The following is a 17167-nucleotide window of genomic DNA, read 5'->3' on the forward strand; positions in this document are numbered from 1 at the left end:
TAATCCCGTTTTTTTTATTTGTTCAAGTAGGAGGAAGCAATGCAAAAGTTTTTTTCAAATAAAAAGTTAATTATTCTAATGTTGATCATTATCGTGACCTTCGGACTATTGGCTGTGTCGGTCAATATTAAGGATAAAAAGAGTACTCCTCCTGTTATACAGCAGGTAGGTAATGACACTGTTAGCATCGTTGGAGGTATATTTGCCTATCCCACTAATGCTGTGAAGAATGCTTCATCAGAATTTTCAGATTTGTATAATACATATACTGAAAACCGTCGATTGAAGTCTAAAATCGGCGAGTTAGCTCAAAATCAAGCTAAGTTGAAAGTCGTTCAAGAAGAGAATAAGAAATTAAAAGATGAGTTAAAACTAAATGCTACGTTGACTGATTACACTTTTGTCAATGCATCCGTATTGTCGCGCTCTCCTAGCAGCTGGCAAAGCTACTTAACAATTAATCGTGGACAAACAAGCGGGTTGAAGAAAAATATGCCCGTTATGTCTGGAAAAGGATTGATCGGTCGTATTATTGAGGTCAATAAGATCAGTTCTAAAGTTGAACTTATTTCAACTGATAATGAATTGAATGACAAATTTGCTTCTGAAATTCAAAGCGATAATAAAAATGTTACTGGTATCGTAAGTAAATATGATAGTGACTCCGGAGACTTAGTAATGGAAAATGTTACTTCAACTAAGGATGTTAAAAAGGGTCAAAAGGTTATTACATCCGGTTTAGGTGGCCTTACACCTAGAGGACTATACATTGGTAAAGTTAGTGCAATCAAGAAAGATAATTATGGAATGACTAATTCCGTCTACATCACCCCTGCAGCTGAGTTGAGGAACTTTACAGTTGTAACTGTTATTAAATCATCGGTGAGTGGTGAAGAGTAATGGATGTCAAGACACGTAAGATTACAGGTCAAGTCATTTTTGTATTATTAGCACTTTATTTGGATGGGTTAATGAAATGGGCTTTTCTAAATAATATGAATACTGGGGAAGTTATGCTTATTCCTCAGTTGATGCTAATGGTTTTAGTTATGCTCTCAATGAGAATTAGTGATCGTAGACAGCTAATTACATATGGGATAGTCTTTGGATTGATCTATGATTCGTATTACTTTGGAATGATTGGGCTGTATACAGTCTTACTACCATTAGCAATGGTGGGTGTTGATCACTATAAATTCTTATTTGTTAAAGCCAATATGGGATATGAGATCTCAATTTATTTCCTAGCTTTGACTTTCATGCAATCAGGAATTTATATCTTGGAAAGACTGTTACAGCAGACAAAAGTGGACACAATGGATTTCATTACATTTACCTTGGGACCCACTTTGTTGTGGAATATGATCGTGTTTTTCATACTTTATATTCCATTAGCTAATTTGAGTGATTGGCTGGTCAAATACAGGAGGGATAAGTAATGAATAACGTTACTCTTAAAGGAAGTAAAGACGGTTATGTCATGATCATTAGTGATCAGGGCGATTTTAGCAATTCTTTAAAAGAACTAAAAAAATTAATTGCTAATCAAAATGTTGGATCTTCTGAAGAAGAAGTTATTCAAGTTACTATCAAAACAGGCAATCGTCTCTTGACTGATGAACAAGTCAAAGAACTGAAAACCTCGTTTGCAGAATATCCTGAAATTGAAATTAAAAGCATTGATTCTGAAGTTGAAGCTAAATCTTCAATTGAAAAGTTGATCAAAGATAGTCAGATGAATATTGAAGCAGGAATCGTTCGTAGTGGTCAAAAGCTTGAATACGATGGTGATCTGCTTTTCCTAGGTACTTTGCATGAAGGTGCACACATCAGTGCCACTGGTTCGGTATTTATTATTGGAGATGTCCATGGTGTAGTTCAAGCGGGATTTCCAGATAATACCGGTGTTGCTATTTGTGGTAATTTAACTGGGGCAGCTCAATTGAGAATTGCTGATGTGATCGAGATTGCAACTGAAGACAATGCTGATAAATTTAAAAATAATAGTTTTGCTTATTTGGATGATCTTCATACGATCAACGTTGAAGATATACAAAATTATCGCGAAATAATAAAAGACTCAAGAAAGAGGACGGTATAATAATGGGGATATCGATTGTTATAACTTCCGGTAAAGGTGGAGTTGGGAAAACCACTACAACTGCTAATATCAGTACCGTCTTAGCAAGCCTTGGCAAAAAGGTTTGTATGGTCGATCTAGATATTGGTTTACGTAATTTAGATTCAGTTTTGGGATTAACGAATCGTGTCGTATATGATATTGTCGATGTTGCACAAGGTCGAGTAGTGTTATCTCAAGCATTGGTCCGTGACCCTAAATTTGAAGATAATTTGTATTTATTGGCAGCTTCACAATTTACTGATAAATATGCCTTGGATCAAACATCTTTGGAAAATATCATTGGTTATTTGAAACAACGATTTGATTTTGTAATGATAGATTGTCCGGCTGGTATCGAATATGGATTCCAAAATGCTGTGACGGTTGCCGATGGGGCGTTGGTGGTAACTAATCCTGAAATTGCTTCTGTCAGTGATGCCGATCGTGTCGTTGGAATATTGGAAAATATGAATATGCCGATAACACCTCATCTAATCATAAATCGTGTTAGAAAAAATATGATCAACAATGGCACATCAATGAAAATTGATGATATTGTTAATCACCTAGGTATTCCTTTGTTAGGAATAGTTATTGATGAAGATGAAGTTATTGCGGCTTCTAATTCTGGTCACATGGTTGTTTTAGATGGTAGTAGTGACGCTGGTCATAGTTATCGAAATATAGCTCATCGAATGTTAGGTGAGAATATTCCATTGGATATTTTAAATGCGACAAAAAAGACTGGATTTTTAGGTCGTATTTTTGGACGTAACAATTAAATGTGCTATAGTGTCTTTATATAAATAGTCAACACAAGGGGAGCCATTTGGCTGAGAGTGAATTGGAATTCAGACCCTTTAAACCTGTTATGTTAATACATGCGTAGGGATTGTGTTAGGGACACTGGATGCAGTTGGACTCTCTTGTGATGGCAAATATTATAAGGGAGTCTTTTTATATGCAAAAAAATATTGCAACTAGAAATAATAGTTTAGTTGTTTTAACTGAAGGGGCCATTATCGTCGCTGCAGCTCAAGCACTATCATTTGTACCTCATGATTTAGGTGTTTCGTCGATTCAAGTTGAATATGGACTTATTCCCATGGCAATTTATGCATTAAGAAGAGGCGTTAAGCCTGGACTTACAGCCGGTTTGGTTTGGGGAATCCTAGATTTGATCCTAAAAGGATTCAGTAGTGGTGGCTTTTTAAATCCACTACAAGGGTTAGTTGAATATCCACTGGCATTTGCTGCAGTCGGTTTAGTTGGATTGGGTAGTGTCCAAGTTAAGAATCGCATTCAATCTGGCAAGAGTCCGTTAGGATTAATAATCCTTTATTCAGCCTTAGGGTTTTTAGTCAAATACTTCCTGCACTTCCTTGCTGGTGGTATTTACTGGGGAGCATATGCGCCAAAGACTATGAACCCATGGATCTACTCACTAGTTATTAATGGTGGTAGTTTTATTGCCAATATGATCATGTTATTAGTTTTACTTGTGGTTTTGAATCGAGTTCTCAAACGTTTCATTATGGTTAAAGAATAATAAAAAAATAAACCAGAGGCCAAATGGCTTCTGGTTTTTTATTTTGCTTAAATGAAACTCATGAGAGATCCGAGGACAACTCCGCCGATGGTAACTAAGATCATTAACCAAACAACAACTTGAATTATTTTAGTTAAAGTACTTTTAGGCTTTTTTTCGTCGTTCAAAACTTCCACCACCTAATCTGATTTCATATAACAAAATACTACTTCACTCAATCACTTATTGCAACTTTAATCATACAACTGCAGAACTCCACAAAAAAACTCCCACCGCCGATAACTAAGTGTTATCAGCTAATCGAGAGTTTTTTTAATTTGTCAATACCAATGTTCAATAACAAGTGGTTAATTGTGGGGAATTGTGGTAAATTAAGAGGTGTTAAAGAATTGAGGTGACTGGGATGTTCATGGGCGAATTTCACCACACAATTGACAGTAAAGGCCGAATTATTGTGCCTGCTAAATTTCGTAAAGAAATGGGTACAAGCTTTGTCATTACACGTGGTATGGATGGCTGCTTATTTGGATATCCTCTTGCTCAATGGGATAAATTGGAAGCTCAATTAGACAAATTGCCTTTAACAAAAAAGGATGCACGTTCTTTTACTAGATTTTTCTACTCAGCCGCTACAGAAGTTGAGTTTGATAAACAAGGAAGAATTAATATTTCAGCACCTTTGATAAAATTTTCCAAGTTAGAAAAGAATTGTGTAGTAGTCGGTGTTTCTGATCGAATTGAAATTTGGGATGAAAGCCGATGGAATGATTTCAGCAAAGAGGCTGAGGATAATTTTGAAGAGATATCGGAGAAAATGACGGATTTTGACTTCTAAAGAATTTAAACATAAGACAGTTTTACTAAAAGAAACAATTGAACAAGTTAATCCGCGCGACAATGGTATCTACGTTGATGCAACTTTTGGACGTGGCGGTCATACGACTGAATTATTGAGCCGTATAAATAATAGCCATGTATATGCATTTGATAGAGATGAAGCTGCTATTGAGGTTGGAGAGCAACTTAAAAATAGTAAAGTGATCGGCAGTAATCAATTAACTTTAATTCGTAGTAACTTTGAGGATATGAAGGAAAGTTTGAATAAATTGGGTGTTACCGCTGTCGATGGTGTTGTATATGACTTAGGTGTTTCTTCACCTCAGTTTGATGATGCTCAAAGAGGCTTCTCTTACAAAAAAGAAGCCCGTTTGGATATGAGAATGGATCAGCGCCAAGATCTTGATGCTGAAAAAATTGTCAATGACTGGGACTACAAAGATTTAGTCAGTATTTTTTATAAATATAGTGATGAGAAATTCTCGAAACAAATAGCTCGATCAATTGAAAGAATTCGAGAAGATCACCGGATCACTTCAACTTTGGAATTAGCGGACATCATAAAAAATGCTATTCCAGCCGCAAGAAGAAGAACTGGGGGACATCCTGCAAAAAGGGTTTTCCAGGCTATTCGTATCGCGGTAAACGATGAATTGGGTTCACTAGAAAGATCGCTTGAACAGGCAATTGATCTATTGGCACCTAAAGGTCGAATCAGTGTAATAACCTTCCAATCTAAGGAAGATCGAATTGTAAAACATATTTTTAAAGAAAAATCACAAATTGATGTACCACAAGGTTTGCCAGTTATTCCAGATTACTTAAAACCTGAATTAAAAATGATTACTAGAAAACCAATTTTACCAAATGAAAATGAATTAGATGAAAACAATAGGGCACATAGTGCCAAGCTGCGAGTCGTAGAAAAGATTTAAATTGGAGAATTGAAAATGAGAGAGAGTACAGCTAGAAATCTACAAAACTATGAAGAGGTTCAACCGCAAGCAAAACCAGTTGAAGTCCCTAAAACATCAGGTCGTGTGGCCGTATCTAAACTCGAAATCAGTCTGCTGGTTGGTTTAGGTGCTTTAGTATTGTCATTAATGGTGGCGTTAGTCAGCATTAATGTTTCTATGACTGCAGCTCAAAACAATTTAGATAGTATTACATCTAAAATCAACAAAACAAGTACTGAAAATGTTAATTTACGACAAGAAATTTCTGAGATGACAAGCTTTGATCGTCTGTCTTCATTTGCTAAGGATCATAATTTAAAAATGAGTAACAAGAACGTAAGGAATGTTTCGAAATGAGACGGATTATTAAAAAAGCTTTATCAAATAAGGCAACGCGAAATCACTATATTATAGGAATAATAATAGTGTTCGTGACTGCCCTTTTTTTTATAGCCGCAACTACTAGATTTACATCAATCGCTATTAGTAAGCATTATAATGGCGTTAATTTGGTACAGCGCACCAAGATGAAATATGAACATTCATCGAAAGTTAATGCTCATCGTGGAGAAATTCTGGATAAAAATGGTGAAATGATTGCTGGAGATTCTAGTATTTATAATATTTATGCAGTTGTTTCACATTCGGCAAAAACTGAGGATGGTAAGCCTGACTATGTTCAGGATAAATCTAAAGTTGCTGGGGTATTGAGTAAGTATCTTTCAATATCAAAAAAGCAGGCTTTGAAATATTTAACACCTAAAAATAAAAAACAATATCAGGTTGAGTTCGGTCAATCTGGCCGTGGTTTGTCCATCGAGATCAAGAATAAAATTGCTGCCAAGCATTTAACGGGAATAAAATTCGTTGAATTGCCGTCTAGAGCCTATCCGAACGGTGTTTTTGCTACCAATCTGGTTGGTATGACACAGGCTGATGATCCTAATGACTCTAATAGCAACATCAGTGGAGTTATGGGTATTGAGAAGTACTTCAATAAAATGTTGTCAGGTATTAATGGTAAGAAGATCACTAAACAGGATTCTAATGGGAATGAATTACCTAATTCTCAAGTGGTCGAAAAAAATGCTGTCGATGGAACGAATGTTTATTTAACTTTAAATAGTAGAATTCAACAATACTCAGAAATTTTAGCTCAAAATATTGATGAAAAATATGAACCGAAAAATCTACAAGTGGTTGTCATGAATGCTAAAACTGGTCAGATAGAAGCAGCAACTCAGAGACCAACATTTAATCCAACTACTGGTAAAGGATTGACTGACAGTTGGCGTGATACTTTAGTTGAAGATCAATATGAACCCGGTTCAGTTATGAAAATATTGACTCTATCGGCAGCTATTGATTCAGGTAATTACAAACCTAATGAATTGTATCAATCAGGTTCAGTTGAAGTCGGTGGCAGAACTATTAATGATTGGAATGATGCCGGATGGGGATCAATTCCCATGTCCGAGGCATTTACAAGGTCATCTAATGTCGGAATGGTTCATTTGGAACAAAAAATGGGTGCAAAAACGTGGATGAAGTATATGAAACGCTTTAAAATAGGCCAAAAAACGGGAATTCAGTTGCCGGGTGAAGTAGCTGGTAGAATCTCGTTTGAGCATGAAAGTGATCAGGCCATGACCTCATTTGGACAAAGTGTCAATGTTAACGTCATTCAGATGTTACAAGCATTCTCAGCAATAGCTAATAACGGTAAGATGATCAAGCCTCAAATCATTAAAAAAGTTGTTAATCCTACAACAGGTAAGACTGAAAAAAATTATGATACTGAGACAGTTGGTCATCCGATATCCGCAAGCACTGCTAAAAAGGTCAAAAAAGCTATGCGTTCAGTAGTTACTAAAGAGTACGGGACCGGTCGAGTTTATGATGTCCCTGATGTTAAGGTCGGAGTCAAGACTGGTACCGCCCAGGTGGCCTCTGATAAGGGTGGTTATTTAACAGGTACTAATAATTACATATTCTCAGTTGCAGGTATGGTACCGTATGACGATCCTAATTATATTGTCTATATCACAATGAAACAGCCGCAAAAAATGACTGAGTCTCCTGAGAAAATTTTATCGGAGATATTTAATCCGTTAGTGACTCGTTTAGTAAATCAGGGTGATTCACCAACTAAATCTAATATAGCTGGTAGCCAATATGTAAGTATTCCGAGTTTTTTGAATAGTACAACTACTAAAGCACAAAAGAAGATTGATTCATTGAACCTTCAGGCTGGTATTATAGGAACTGGAGACAAAGTCGTTCAACAATTACCAGCAAGTGGTGAGAAAGTTATGCCAGGTCAAAGAATTGTCTTATTGACTAATGGTGCTATGACTATGCCTGATTTGAGCGGCTGGTCTAAAAATGATGTTTTGAAGTTTGCTGAAGTTACGGGTAAGCATGTGACGACTAAAGGTGACGGATATGTTACGTCACAATCCTTGAAAGCCGGTCATGTTTTAAATGACAGTGGTAAAATTATAGTTACATTGAAAAATAAATAGGTTAAGGGGATTTACATGGAATTAAGTCAAATTATTATAGATATAGTTAGTACTTTTGCTATCGTCTCGATCTTAATGCCATTTCTTATTGGATATTTGATATCGCATAAAGAAGGACAGTCTATTCGAGAAGTTGGACCAAAATGGCATGAAAAGAAATCCGGAACACCAACAATGGGTGGACTTTTGATCATAATTGCCATGACGATCACTAACGTTTGGGTTGGTGCTTGGCAGAACCAATTGACACATTCATTGATTATTATCACTCTGGTAATAGTTCTTTATGGTGGAATTGGCTTCATTGATGACTTCATAAAAGTCTTTAAGAAACGTAATTTAGGATTAAAAGTTTTACAAAAATTAGTTCTGCAAATTATAGTTGCTTTTATCTTTATATATGTCTATGCAACTGATCAATTACCATTTAACTTTACTATTCCTGGTATTTGGTCAATTGATTCAGTGATAATTTTTGTTCTATTCACAATCTTTTGGCTAGTTGGTTTTTCCAATGCAACTAATTTAACTGACGGCTTAGACGGACTATTAGGCGGATTGGCTACTATTTCGTATGGTACATACGGGTTAATAGCTTTGAATCAAAATCGAATTGATATTGCCATCGTTTGTTTCTCAGTTGTTGGTGGATTACTAGCATTTTTGATTTTTAACCATAAGCCAGCAAAAATCTTTATGGGTGATGTTGGCTCATTAGCTTTAGGTGCAGGATTAGCAGCTATCGCCATTCTATTAGGACGTTACTGGTCACTTCTTTTGATTGGTCTAGTCTATGTAATAGAAACAGCTAGTGTCATGTTGCAAGTATTCTCGTATAGAGTATTCCATAAACGTATTTTCAAAATGACACCAATTCACCATCATTTTGAAATGATGGGATGGAATGAATGGAAAGTTGATATTGTTTTTTGGATTGTTGGAATCATTTGTTCAGGAATTTATCTAATATTATTTGTATAGGAAGTCAGTCATGAAAGCAGAAAGTAAATACTCAAATAAAAAGTTTCTCGTCTTAGGTTTAGCCAAAAGTGGTTTTGCAGTAGCTAAATTATTGAAAAAAATGAATTCTGAAGTTACGGTTGTTGACTCTAATTCCTTAGATGGCAACACCGAAGCCAAAGAACTTTTGGATCAAGGATTTAAAGTTATTACAGGAAGTAATGATGCCGATTTAGTTGATACGTCGTTTGATTACGTTGTAAAAAATCCTGGTATCCCATATTCAAATGAGTTGATAAAACATGCTCAAGAATTGAATATCCCAGTTATTACAGAGCCAGAAATTGCTTATAGTTTTTCAGACGCACAGATGGTTGCTGTTACAGGGACAAACGGTAAGACTACGGTTACAACATTGATTCAATTGATGTTGGCACATTCTCCAAAATTTAAACAATCATTTTATGCTGGTAATATCGGTATTCCTATTTCCGATGTGATCCAGAAAGCCACTAAAGACGATGTAGTAGTAACTGAGCTTTCAAGCTTTCAATTAGAAGGAACAATTGATCTTCATCCACATGTAGCTGTTTTGAATAATATCTATTCAGCTCATATTGATTTTCATGGTACTAGAGCCAATTATATTAAGGCTAAAATGCATATTACAAAGAACCAAACTAAAGACGATTACTTCATCGTCAACTGGAACCAAGATGAATGGCGTCAATTAGCTAAAGATACACAGGCACAAGTTGTACCTTTCTCAGATGAACAAGAGTTAGAACATGGTGCATATGTTAAGAACAATGAAATTTATTATGATAAAGAGTTTATTTTAAATACTGATGTGATCAAAGTTCCTGGTGAACATAATGTTCAAAATGCACTAGCTGCCATCAATGTTGCCAAAATATTTAATGTCAGCAATGAAGATATCATTAATGTCTTAACTTCATTTAAGGGTGTAAAGCATCGTATTCAATTCGTTGACCAATTTAATGGTCGTAAATTCTATAACGACTCTAAAGCAACTAATATTGAAGCAACGACTGTTGCACTAGAAGCTTTCGGTGATCAAGAATTGACTTTGATTGCTGGTGGACTTGATCGTGGAAACGGGTTTGACGAATTGGTCCCACAATTAAAAAATGTTAAAAATATTGTCTTGTATGGCGAAACGGCCGACAAAATGGTCGATGCCGCTACAAAAGCCAATGTTACAAATATTATAAAGGTATCTAACTTAGCTGAAGCCGTTCCTGAAGCTTATCGTCAAAGTGACGATGGGGATGTTATCTTACTTTCACCTGCAGCTGCAAGTTGGGATCAATTCGATACCTTCGAACAACGTGGAGATCAATTTATTGAAGAAGTCGAAGGACTTAAAGGAGAAGCATAATGACCAAATTACGAATCGTAGTTTCCGGTGGAGGTACTGGTGGACACATCTATCCCGCAATGGCGTTAATTCAACGTCTAAAAGAACGAGATCTAGTTGATGAGGTTTTATATGTTGGTACAGAAAAGGGCTTAGAAAGCAAAATAGTCAATAATGCCGGTATTCCATTTAAAACAATTGAAATAAGAGGCTTCAAACGTAAATTAACTTTAGAGAACGTAAAAGTTTTACAATTGTTTCTTTCCAGTGTTAGAAGATCCAAGAAAATTATTAAGGAATTTCGTCCAGATGTTGTTATTGGAACTGGCGGATATGTATCTAGTGCAGTGGTTTATGCAGCACACAGGTTACATATTCCGACAGTCATTCATGAACAAAATACGATTGCCGGTGTAACTAATAAATTCTTAGGTAATTTCGTTGATAAGATCGCGATTGCTTTTAAGGAAGCACAAGATCAATTCAGCGAAAAGAGAAAAATTGTTTTCACGGGTAATCCTCGAGCACAAGAAGTGGCAACAATAGAAGTAAATGATCGTTTGAAAGATTTTGACTTGCAACCTGATACACCAACTGTAATGATTTTTGGTGGTTCACGTGGAGCTGCTCCGATCAACCGAACAACGATTGAAGCTTTAGAAAAGTTTTCTAAAGAAGATTATCAAGTTCTCTTCGTAACAGGTAGAGTTCACTATGATGATGTAATCAAAAAAATTGATTCCCTATCATTGAACATGGACAATATATCTGTACGACCATACATTGACGATATGCCTGAGATCTTACCAGACATTAGCTTGATCGTTGGACGTAGTGGGGCTACTAGTATTGCTGAAATAACAGCGCTAGGGATTCCCGCAATCTTCATTCCAAGTCCTTATGTAACACATGACCATCAAACTAAGAATGCGTTATCAGTTGCTAAAAATGGTGCGGCCATTATGATTCCTGAAGCAGATTTGACTGGTGATTCACTTTATTCAGAAATTAATAAAATTATGAGTAGTGAAGAAACTAGAAATAAGATGTCAGCCGCTTCAAAAGATATCGGCGTTCCCGATGCTTCTGATAGATTGATCAAAGTTTTAACTGGCTTAGTTAAGTAATTAAGGAGTTACTATGATGAAAAAGAGGAAGAACTTAGGTAAAAATAGCATCATATTGATTTTGGCCGTTGTGATAATTTTTATCGCCTATCTAGGTTCTCCGCTTAGTAAAGTTAGAAATGTTACCGTTGAAGGTGTCAATGACCTTGGAGCACAGCAAGTTATCGATGCTACTGATATTAATAACAATAGTTTGTTGATCAATATAATGTTTGATCAGCAGACAATCGCTAATAAAACAAAGAAAAAATTACCTTCGATCGAAACAGTTTCATTTAAAACACATAATCTAAGAGATATTGTTATCAAGGTTAAAGAATTTAAGACTCTTGGTCTGATTTATAAAGATGGATATTACTACCGGGTTATAAATGGCGGTCATGTAATTGATCAAAAAATGCATTCGCCAATCGGAAAGTATCCGATTTATAGTGGCTTCAATAATCAAAAGAGTTTAAAGAGAATTTCAAAAATTTATAAAAAATTGCCTGATAATGTAAGAACAAATGTTTCACAGTTTTATAATTCGCCTACTAAGTTGAACCCTTATCGTATTAAAATCGATATGAATGATGGTAACAAGGTAGTAGCTGACATAAGAACTGTTCAAGCTAAAATGGAGTATTATCCGGGAATTGCCGCCCAAATGAAGCAAAAGGGTGTAATTAATTTAGAAATTGGTGCATATTCTTATCCTTTTAAAGCTAAGAAATAGGTTTAATATAGTCATATTTGTGTTAAAATTTTCTAATGAAAAGATTTTTTTCTAGGTAAGGGAGGCTGCCACGTATATATGGACAATTCAGAGTTTTTTGTAGGGTTAGATATCGGTACTAGCTCAATTAAAGTAGTGGTTGCTGAATCGTCAGACGACAAGTTAAATGTCGTTGGCGTAGGAAGCGAAAGATCCGAAGGCGTTAGTCGTGGTGTTATTGTCGATATAGATAAAGCCGCTGGAGCAATTAAAAAAGCTGTCAAGCGTGCTGAAACACAGGCTAATATTACTATCCACGATGTTGTGGTTGGTATCTCCGCCAATATGTTACAGATTGAAAAATGCCAAGGTATGATAGCCGTTGGTTCAGAATCAAAAGAAATTACCGAAAATGACGTAAGACAAGTTATGGCAGCGGCTATGGTACAGAACTTACCTAGTGAACGCGAAGTTGTATCTTTGATACCAAGACAATTTTCAGTCGATGGTTTTAATAATATTAGAGATCCACGTGGAATGATCGGTGTTCGTTTAGAGATGAAGGGTATTATTTATACCGCACCAAAGACGATTGTCCATAATACAAAGAAGGCCATTCAATTAGCTGGATTAAATATAATTCATAAAGTCATTACGCCAATGGCACTTAGCCAAGTTGTTTTGAATGATGGTGAAAGTGGCTTTGGTTCAGTGATCATTGATATGGGTGCCGGTCAAACTACAGCTTCTGTTGTACATGATTATAATTTAAAGTTGTCAACCGTCGATTTTGAGGGTGGACATTATGTTACACATGATATTTCAGTTGTCTTAAATACAACTGTTGAAAATGCTGATCAATTAAAAGTTTATTATGGTAATGCTGATCCCGATGAAACTTCTTCTGATGAAACAATCAGCGTTGAAGTCGTTGGCAAGACAGATCCAGAACAAATTTCAGAACAATATATTTCAGAAATAATTGAAGCTCGTTTAGAGCAAATATTTAATAGATTAAAAGAACCACTTGAAAATTCAGGGGCATTATCATTGCCAGGTGGAATTGTTCTAACTGGTGGTGTTGCTGCAACACCTAACATTGAAGAACTTGCCAAAAAGGTCTTTGGCGTTAAGGTTAGAAGCTATGTACCTTCTCAAATGGGAATGCGTCATCCTTCCTATGCGTTAGGTTTAGGATTAGTGACATATGCTTCAAGGTTAAACGATATCGGAATTATTGCTGACAATGTTGTTAATGGAGCAACGATTAACCAAAATAATTCAACTCCTCAACCTGTAGCACAAACCAAGCAGGTCGTTGAACCAGAACCAAAACCTGAAAATGTACCGGATGAAATTGAAAAAACTCAAAAAGCTCCAAAGGCCAAAAAGGGCAAGGGACTTGATAAGTTTAGAGATTTCTGGAGTAAATTTTTTGATTAAAAACTAAGATAAATTAAACAGGAGGAACTCCTTAATGGAATATTCTTTAGACTCAAATGACAACATGGGAGCAGTAATTAAAGTAATTGGTGTCGGTGGCGCCGGTGGTAACGCCGTTAACCGTATGGTGGATGCACAAATAAAAGGTGTTCAGTTTATTACTGCTAATACTGATGTTCAAGCTTTACAAGATTCAAAAGCTGAAACAAAAATTCAATTAGGACCTAAACTAACAAGAGGCTTAGGTGCTGGTTCTAACCCAGAAGTTGGACAAAAGGCTGCTCAAGAGAGTGAAGAAGCAATTAAAGAAGCCCTTGAGGGCGCAGATATGATCTTCATCACTGCTGGTATGGGTGGTGGTACTGGTACAGGTGCCGCACCTATCGTTGCTAACATTGCTAAAGAAAGTGGCGCTCTTACAGTTGGAGTTGTTACTCGTCCATTTGCTTTTGAAGGTTCAAAACGTTCACGCTTTGCTGCTGATGGTATTACAGAACTCAAAAAAGATGTCGATACACTAGTTATTATTTCTAATAGTAAATTACTTGAAGTTGTTGATAAGAAGACACCTATGAGTGAAGCCTTCAGTAAAGCTGATGATGTGTTGCGTCAAGGTGTTCAAAGTATCTCTGATCTTATTACATCACCTGGTTATGTTAACTTGGATTTTGCTGATGTTAAGACAATTATGTCAGATCAAGGATCAGCTCTTATGGGTATTGGTACTGCTAATGGTGAAAATAGAATTACTGAAGCTACTAATAAGGCTATTTCGTCACCATTACTTGAAGTTTCAATTGACGGTGCTAAGCAAGTACTTCTTAACATTACAGGTGGTACAGACCTATCACTTTATGAAGCACAAGAGGCTGCTCAAATTGTTACAGATCAAGCAACTTCAGATGTTAATATCATCTTTGGTACTTCAATGGACGATTCACTTGGCGATCAAGTTAAGATCACAGTTATTGCAACTGGTGTCGAAACTGAAGATAGCAAGAAGAATGCCAAGAAACCAACTTTAAATAATAAAATGGCTACTTTGGATAACAAGAATCAAGGTAGTGTTCAACCAGCTCCACAACCAAAGAAAGATCCTTTGGCAGATTGGGACATCAATCGTGATGCCGATACAAATAATGCTTCTGGTGAAAAGAGTGATTTTGAAATCTTTCAAAAACCAGAAACAATTGATTTGAATGACGATGATGATGATTCAACACCACCAATCTTTAAACGTCGCAACAACAAATAAAGGAGAACTAATCTATGGCATTTGAAAAGTTCAGTAACTTTTTTGGTATTAATGATGAAGAAGATGAAAATCAACCTGTACAACAAAAGGCCGATTATTCTAATAATGAAAAGGTTGTCTCAATGAATTCAACAACAGATTCTAGAACTACCAGCAGCAAAATAGCTATTTATCAACCAAGAGTATATGCTGATGCCAAGGTAGTTGCCAAACAATTATTAAACAATAAAGCTGTTATTGTTAATTTTAACAATATCAATGATGATTCAGCTAAGCGTATCGTTGACTTTTTGACAGGATCAATTTTTGCTTTGAATGGTGAAATTAAGCGTGTTGGAGATAAGATTTTTCTCTGCACACCTCCTAAGTTTGAAATTGACGGTAGCATTCCTGATATTAATGAATAGATAGGGGAGTTACATGGATCGAATTTTAACCGGTTTACCATATATCATTGCTGGAGCTTTTCAGCTGTATGAAATGGTTATATTTATTTACTGCATACTTTCATTTATGCCCAGATTGTATCAAAATCCGTTTGGACAATTGATCGTACGTTTAGTACAACCATTTTTGGCATTGATTCATCGAGCTCTACCATTTTTAAATAGACAAGTTTTAGACTTTTCTCCATTAATTGCTTTAATAATCTTACAATTAGTACAGAAAGTAATATTCATGGTGATTTAAAATGGCTGACAAAGAAAAAATAAGCTTGGATAGCGGCTTTTTTCGTCCTGAGGAAAAACCTTTTGTCGATCGTATCAGTGATTTATTATTAAAATCGCAGACTATGTATACACCGCAATTAACTGATTTTCTTAATTTAAGAGAACAGCTGATTTTGAATAACTTGATCAATAAATATGATGATTTATTCGTTCATTATTTTGGTGGATATGAAGGTGCAGAAAGAGTCAGGGGTATAATTGCTCCTGATTATTTTGTACCAAAGGAATCTGATTATAAGGTTTCGATGTACGAAATAAGATATCCAGAAAAATTTGCTAACTTACATCATGGTCAAATTTTGGGTTCTTTGACAGGGTCCGGAGTTGATCGTGATCATTTTGGTGACATCATCACTGATGGTGAAAGATGGCAATTTTTTGTCTTTGATCAAATGGATGACTTCATTGAAGAACAAGTTACAAAAATAGGACCATATAAGATTCATTTAATTCAAAAAGATTTTGCAGATTTACTTTTGCCTAGAGATGATTCCGTGGACGAAGACATAAGAGTTCAATCATTAAGAGTCGATACAGTGATCGCAACTGCTTATGATTTATCTAGACAAGTTGCTAAATCATTAGTAGAGCATGGAAAAGTCCAATTAAACTGGACTGGAACACGCAATGCCAGTGACTTTATAACAATGGGTGACACTTTGAGTGTTCGCGGATACGGTCGAATAAGAATTAATGATATTATGGGAAAATCAAGAAATGATAAATATATATTGTTTGTAAATGTCATTAATAAATAATTAGGGGCGTGAAGTTATGGTATTATCACCAGTTGAAATACATGATAAAGAATTTGACCACAAATTTCGTGGGTACGATCGTGACCAAGTCGAAAAATTCTTGAACCAAGTGGCTCAAGATTATGACCTAGCTTTACAAAAAAACTCACAGTTAGAAAAAGAATATGCTGATATGAAAGAGCAACTTAAATATTTTACCGATATGAAAGATGCTTTGAATCAGTCTATTATTGTGGCCCAAGATGCGGCTGACAAAGTTAAGTCTGGTGCTGAGCAAGAAGCACAAGTCATAATTGAAGAGTCACAAAAGAAAGCTCGCGAGTTGTTAGATCAATCGACCGAGAAATCTAATCAAATTCTGCAAGACGCCTCTGACAAAGCTCGTCAGGTAACAATTGAAACGGATGAACTTAAACAAAAGACCAATGATTTTCGTCGTGGTTTACAAGGAATGTTGCAACAACAATTATCAATGATCGATAATCCTAAGTGGCAACAATTGGCCGATGCTACGTCTACCAGTGATTTGAAGCAAAAAGTAGGTATGGCAAATAGCCAATATTCTGAAGATAATTATGAAAATTATCAAGATAGTGTTCCCAATGACGGACAAATGAATTATAATGACAACATTACTGATAGTCAGGAACCAGATCAAGCTCCAAATGATCCATACACGATCAACCATGATCAAAATGGACCAACATTCCAGTTTGACAATGACAATCAGGATGATAACAATAATTAAGAGAACAAGTGCCCAGTAAAACATTCTTCAGCGAGCTAACGTATGGTGTGAGGTTAGCAGAATAATTTACTCCGTATATCA

General features: G+C 35.8%; 20 protein-coding genes and 1 riboswitch. Of the genes, 19 read left to right on the forward strand and 1 reads right to left on the reverse strand.

The features are described 5' to 3' along the window. Positions 1-39: 39 nt before the first annotated feature. The 5 genes from mreC to thiT all read left to right on the forward strand — a co-directional run bounded on the left by mreC (position 40) and on the right by thiT (position 3671). Complete coding sequence (mreC, locus tag EKM60_RS03865; RefSeq protein ID WP_125712632.1) at positions 40-900, forward strand: rod shape-determining protein MreC; 861 nt, start codon at positions 40-42, stop codon at positions 898-900. Next, positions 900-1439 (forward strand): rod shape-determining protein MreD, encoded by a 540-nt coding sequence (gene mreD, locus EKM60_RS03870; RefSeq protein WP_125712634.1) that lies wholly within the window; start codon positions 900-902, stop codon positions 1437-1439. Before mreC ends, mreD begins: the two co-directional genes overlap by 1 nt. Beyond that, the gene (locus EKM60_RS03875) at positions 1439-2101 is read left to right on the forward strand and encodes a septum site-determining protein MinC (RefSeq protein WP_125712636.1); all 663 of its coding nucleotides are present in this window, start codon (positions 1439-1441) and stop codon (positions 2099-2101) included. The genes mreD and EKM60_RS03875 overlap by 1 nt, the downstream gene beginning before the upstream one ends. 2 nt (positions 2102-2103) lie before the next feature. Continuing rightward, a complete protein-coding gene (minD, locus tag EKM60_RS03880; RefSeq protein WP_125712638.1) occupies positions 2104-2904 on the forward strand; it encodes a septum site-determining protein MinD in 801 nt (266 codons plus the stop codon). Positions 2905-2930: 26 nt separating this feature from the next. Next, a riboswitch (TPP riboswitch) is annotated at positions 2931-3032 on the forward strand. 51 nt (positions 3033-3083) lie between these two features. Further along, complete coding sequence (gene thiT / locus EKM60_RS03885) at positions 3084-3671, forward strand: energy-coupled thiamine transporter ThiT (RefSeq protein ID WP_125712640.1); 588 nt, start codon at positions 3084-3086, stop codon at positions 3669-3671. Between the two features lie 47 nt (positions 3672-3718). On the opposite strand, the gene EKM60_RS03890 is transcribed toward thiT, so the two are convergent. Beyond that, positions 3719-3838 carry a DUF4044 domain-containing protein gene (locus EKM60_RS03890; RefSeq protein ID WP_083480759.1) on the reverse strand — a complete coding sequence of 40 codons (120 nt, stop codon included), beginning with the start codon at positions 3836-3838 and terminating at the stop codon, positions 3719-3721. A gap of 236 nt (positions 3839-4074) precedes the next feature. On the opposite strand from EKM60_RS03890, the gene mraZ reads away from it, so the two are divergent. From mraZ to EKM60_RS03960, 14 genes are all read left to right on the forward strand, one after another. Further along, positions 4075-4506 carry a division/cell wall cluster transcriptional repressor MraZ gene (mraZ, locus tag EKM60_RS03895; protein WP_125712642.1) on the forward strand — a complete coding sequence of 144 codons (432 nt, stop codon included), beginning with the start codon at positions 4075-4077 and terminating at the stop codon, positions 4504-4506. Then, entirely contained in the window at positions 4496-5443 is a 948-nt protein-coding gene (gene rsmH, locus EKM60_RS03900; RefSeq protein WP_125712644.1) for a 16S rRNA (cytosine(1402)-N(4))-methyltransferase RsmH, read from the forward strand. The genes mraZ and rsmH overlap by 11 nt, the downstream gene beginning before the upstream one ends. A gap of 15 nt (positions 5444-5458) precedes the next feature. Further along, a complete protein-coding gene (gene ftsL, locus EKM60_RS03905) occupies positions 5459-5821 on the forward strand; it encodes a cell division protein FtsL (RefSeq protein WP_125712646.1) in 363 nt (120 codons plus the stop codon). Continuing rightward, positions 5818-7989, forward strand: a complete 2172-nt coding sequence (locus EKM60_RS03910) for a penicillin-binding transpeptidase domain-containing protein (RefSeq protein WP_125712648.1) — start codon at positions 5818-5820, stop codon at positions 7987-7989. The genes ftsL and EKM60_RS03910 overlap by 4 nt, the downstream gene beginning before the upstream one ends. A gap of 15 nt (positions 7990-8004) precedes the next feature. Further along, entirely contained in the window at positions 8005-8970 is a 966-nt protein-coding gene (gene mraY / locus EKM60_RS03915; protein WP_125712650.1) for a phospho-N-acetylmuramoyl-pentapeptide-transferase, read from the forward strand. A 10-nt stretch (positions 8971-8980) separates the two neighbouring features. Further along, the gene (gene murD / locus EKM60_RS03920; protein ID WP_125712652.1) at positions 8981-10351 is read left to right on the forward strand and encodes a UDP-N-acetylmuramoyl-L-alanine--D-glutamate ligase; all 1371 of its coding nucleotides are present in this window, start codon (positions 8981-8983) and stop codon (positions 10349-10351) included. Continuing rightward, the gene (gene murG / locus EKM60_RS03925; RefSeq protein WP_125712654.1) at positions 10351-11457 is read left to right on the forward strand and encodes an undecaprenyldiphospho-muramoylpentapeptide beta-N-acetylglucosaminyltransferase; all 1107 of its coding nucleotides are present in this window, start codon (positions 10351-10353) and stop codon (positions 11455-11457) included. The genes murD and murG overlap by 1 nt, the downstream gene beginning before the upstream one ends. A 16-nt stretch (positions 11458-11473) precedes the next feature. Next, positions 11474-12172, forward strand: a complete 699-nt coding sequence (locus tag EKM60_RS03930; protein WP_164508310.1) for a cell division protein FtsQ/DivIB — start codon at positions 11474-11476, stop codon at positions 12170-12172. Between the two features lie 78 nt (positions 12173-12250). Beyond that, positions 12251-13594, forward strand: coding sequence for a cell division protein FtsA (ftsA, locus tag EKM60_RS03935; protein ID WP_125712659.1), 1344 nt, complete (start codon positions 12251-12253; stop codon positions 13592-13594). Between the two features lie 34 nt (positions 13595-13628). Further along, the gene (gene ftsZ, locus EKM60_RS03940; protein WP_125712661.1) at positions 13629-14849 is read left to right on the forward strand and encodes a cell division protein FtsZ; all 1221 of its coding nucleotides are present in this window, start codon (positions 13629-13631) and stop codon (positions 14847-14849) included. 14 nt (positions 14850-14863) lie between these two features. Then, positions 14864-15256, forward strand: coding sequence for a cell division protein SepF (locus tag EKM60_RS03945; RefSeq protein WP_125712663.1), 393 nt, complete (start codon positions 14864-14866; stop codon positions 15254-15256). A 13-nt stretch (positions 15257-15269) separates the two neighbouring features. Then, positions 15270-15539: a YggT family protein gene (locus EKM60_RS03950; RefSeq protein ID WP_125676589.1), complete on the forward strand. Its 270-nt coding sequence runs from the start codon at positions 15270-15272 to the stop codon at positions 15537-15539. Between the two features lies 1 nt (position 15540). Further along, positions 15541-16338, forward strand: coding sequence for a YlmH family RNA-binding protein (locus EKM60_RS03955; RefSeq protein ID WP_125712665.1), 798 nt, complete (start codon positions 15541-15543; stop codon positions 16336-16338). Positions 16339-16354: 16 nt separating this feature from the next. Further along, positions 16355-17086 (forward strand): DivIVA domain-containing protein, encoded by a 732-nt coding sequence (locus EKM60_RS03960; protein ID WP_125712667.1) that lies wholly within the window; start codon positions 16355-16357, stop codon positions 17084-17086. Positions 17087-17167 lie beyond the last annotated feature (81 nt).

It is taken from the genome of Companilactobacillus kedongensis, from assembly GCF_003946625.1.
Lineage (GTDB): Bacteria > Bacillota > Bacilli > Lactobacillales > Lactobacillaceae > Companilactobacillus > Companilactobacillus kedongensis.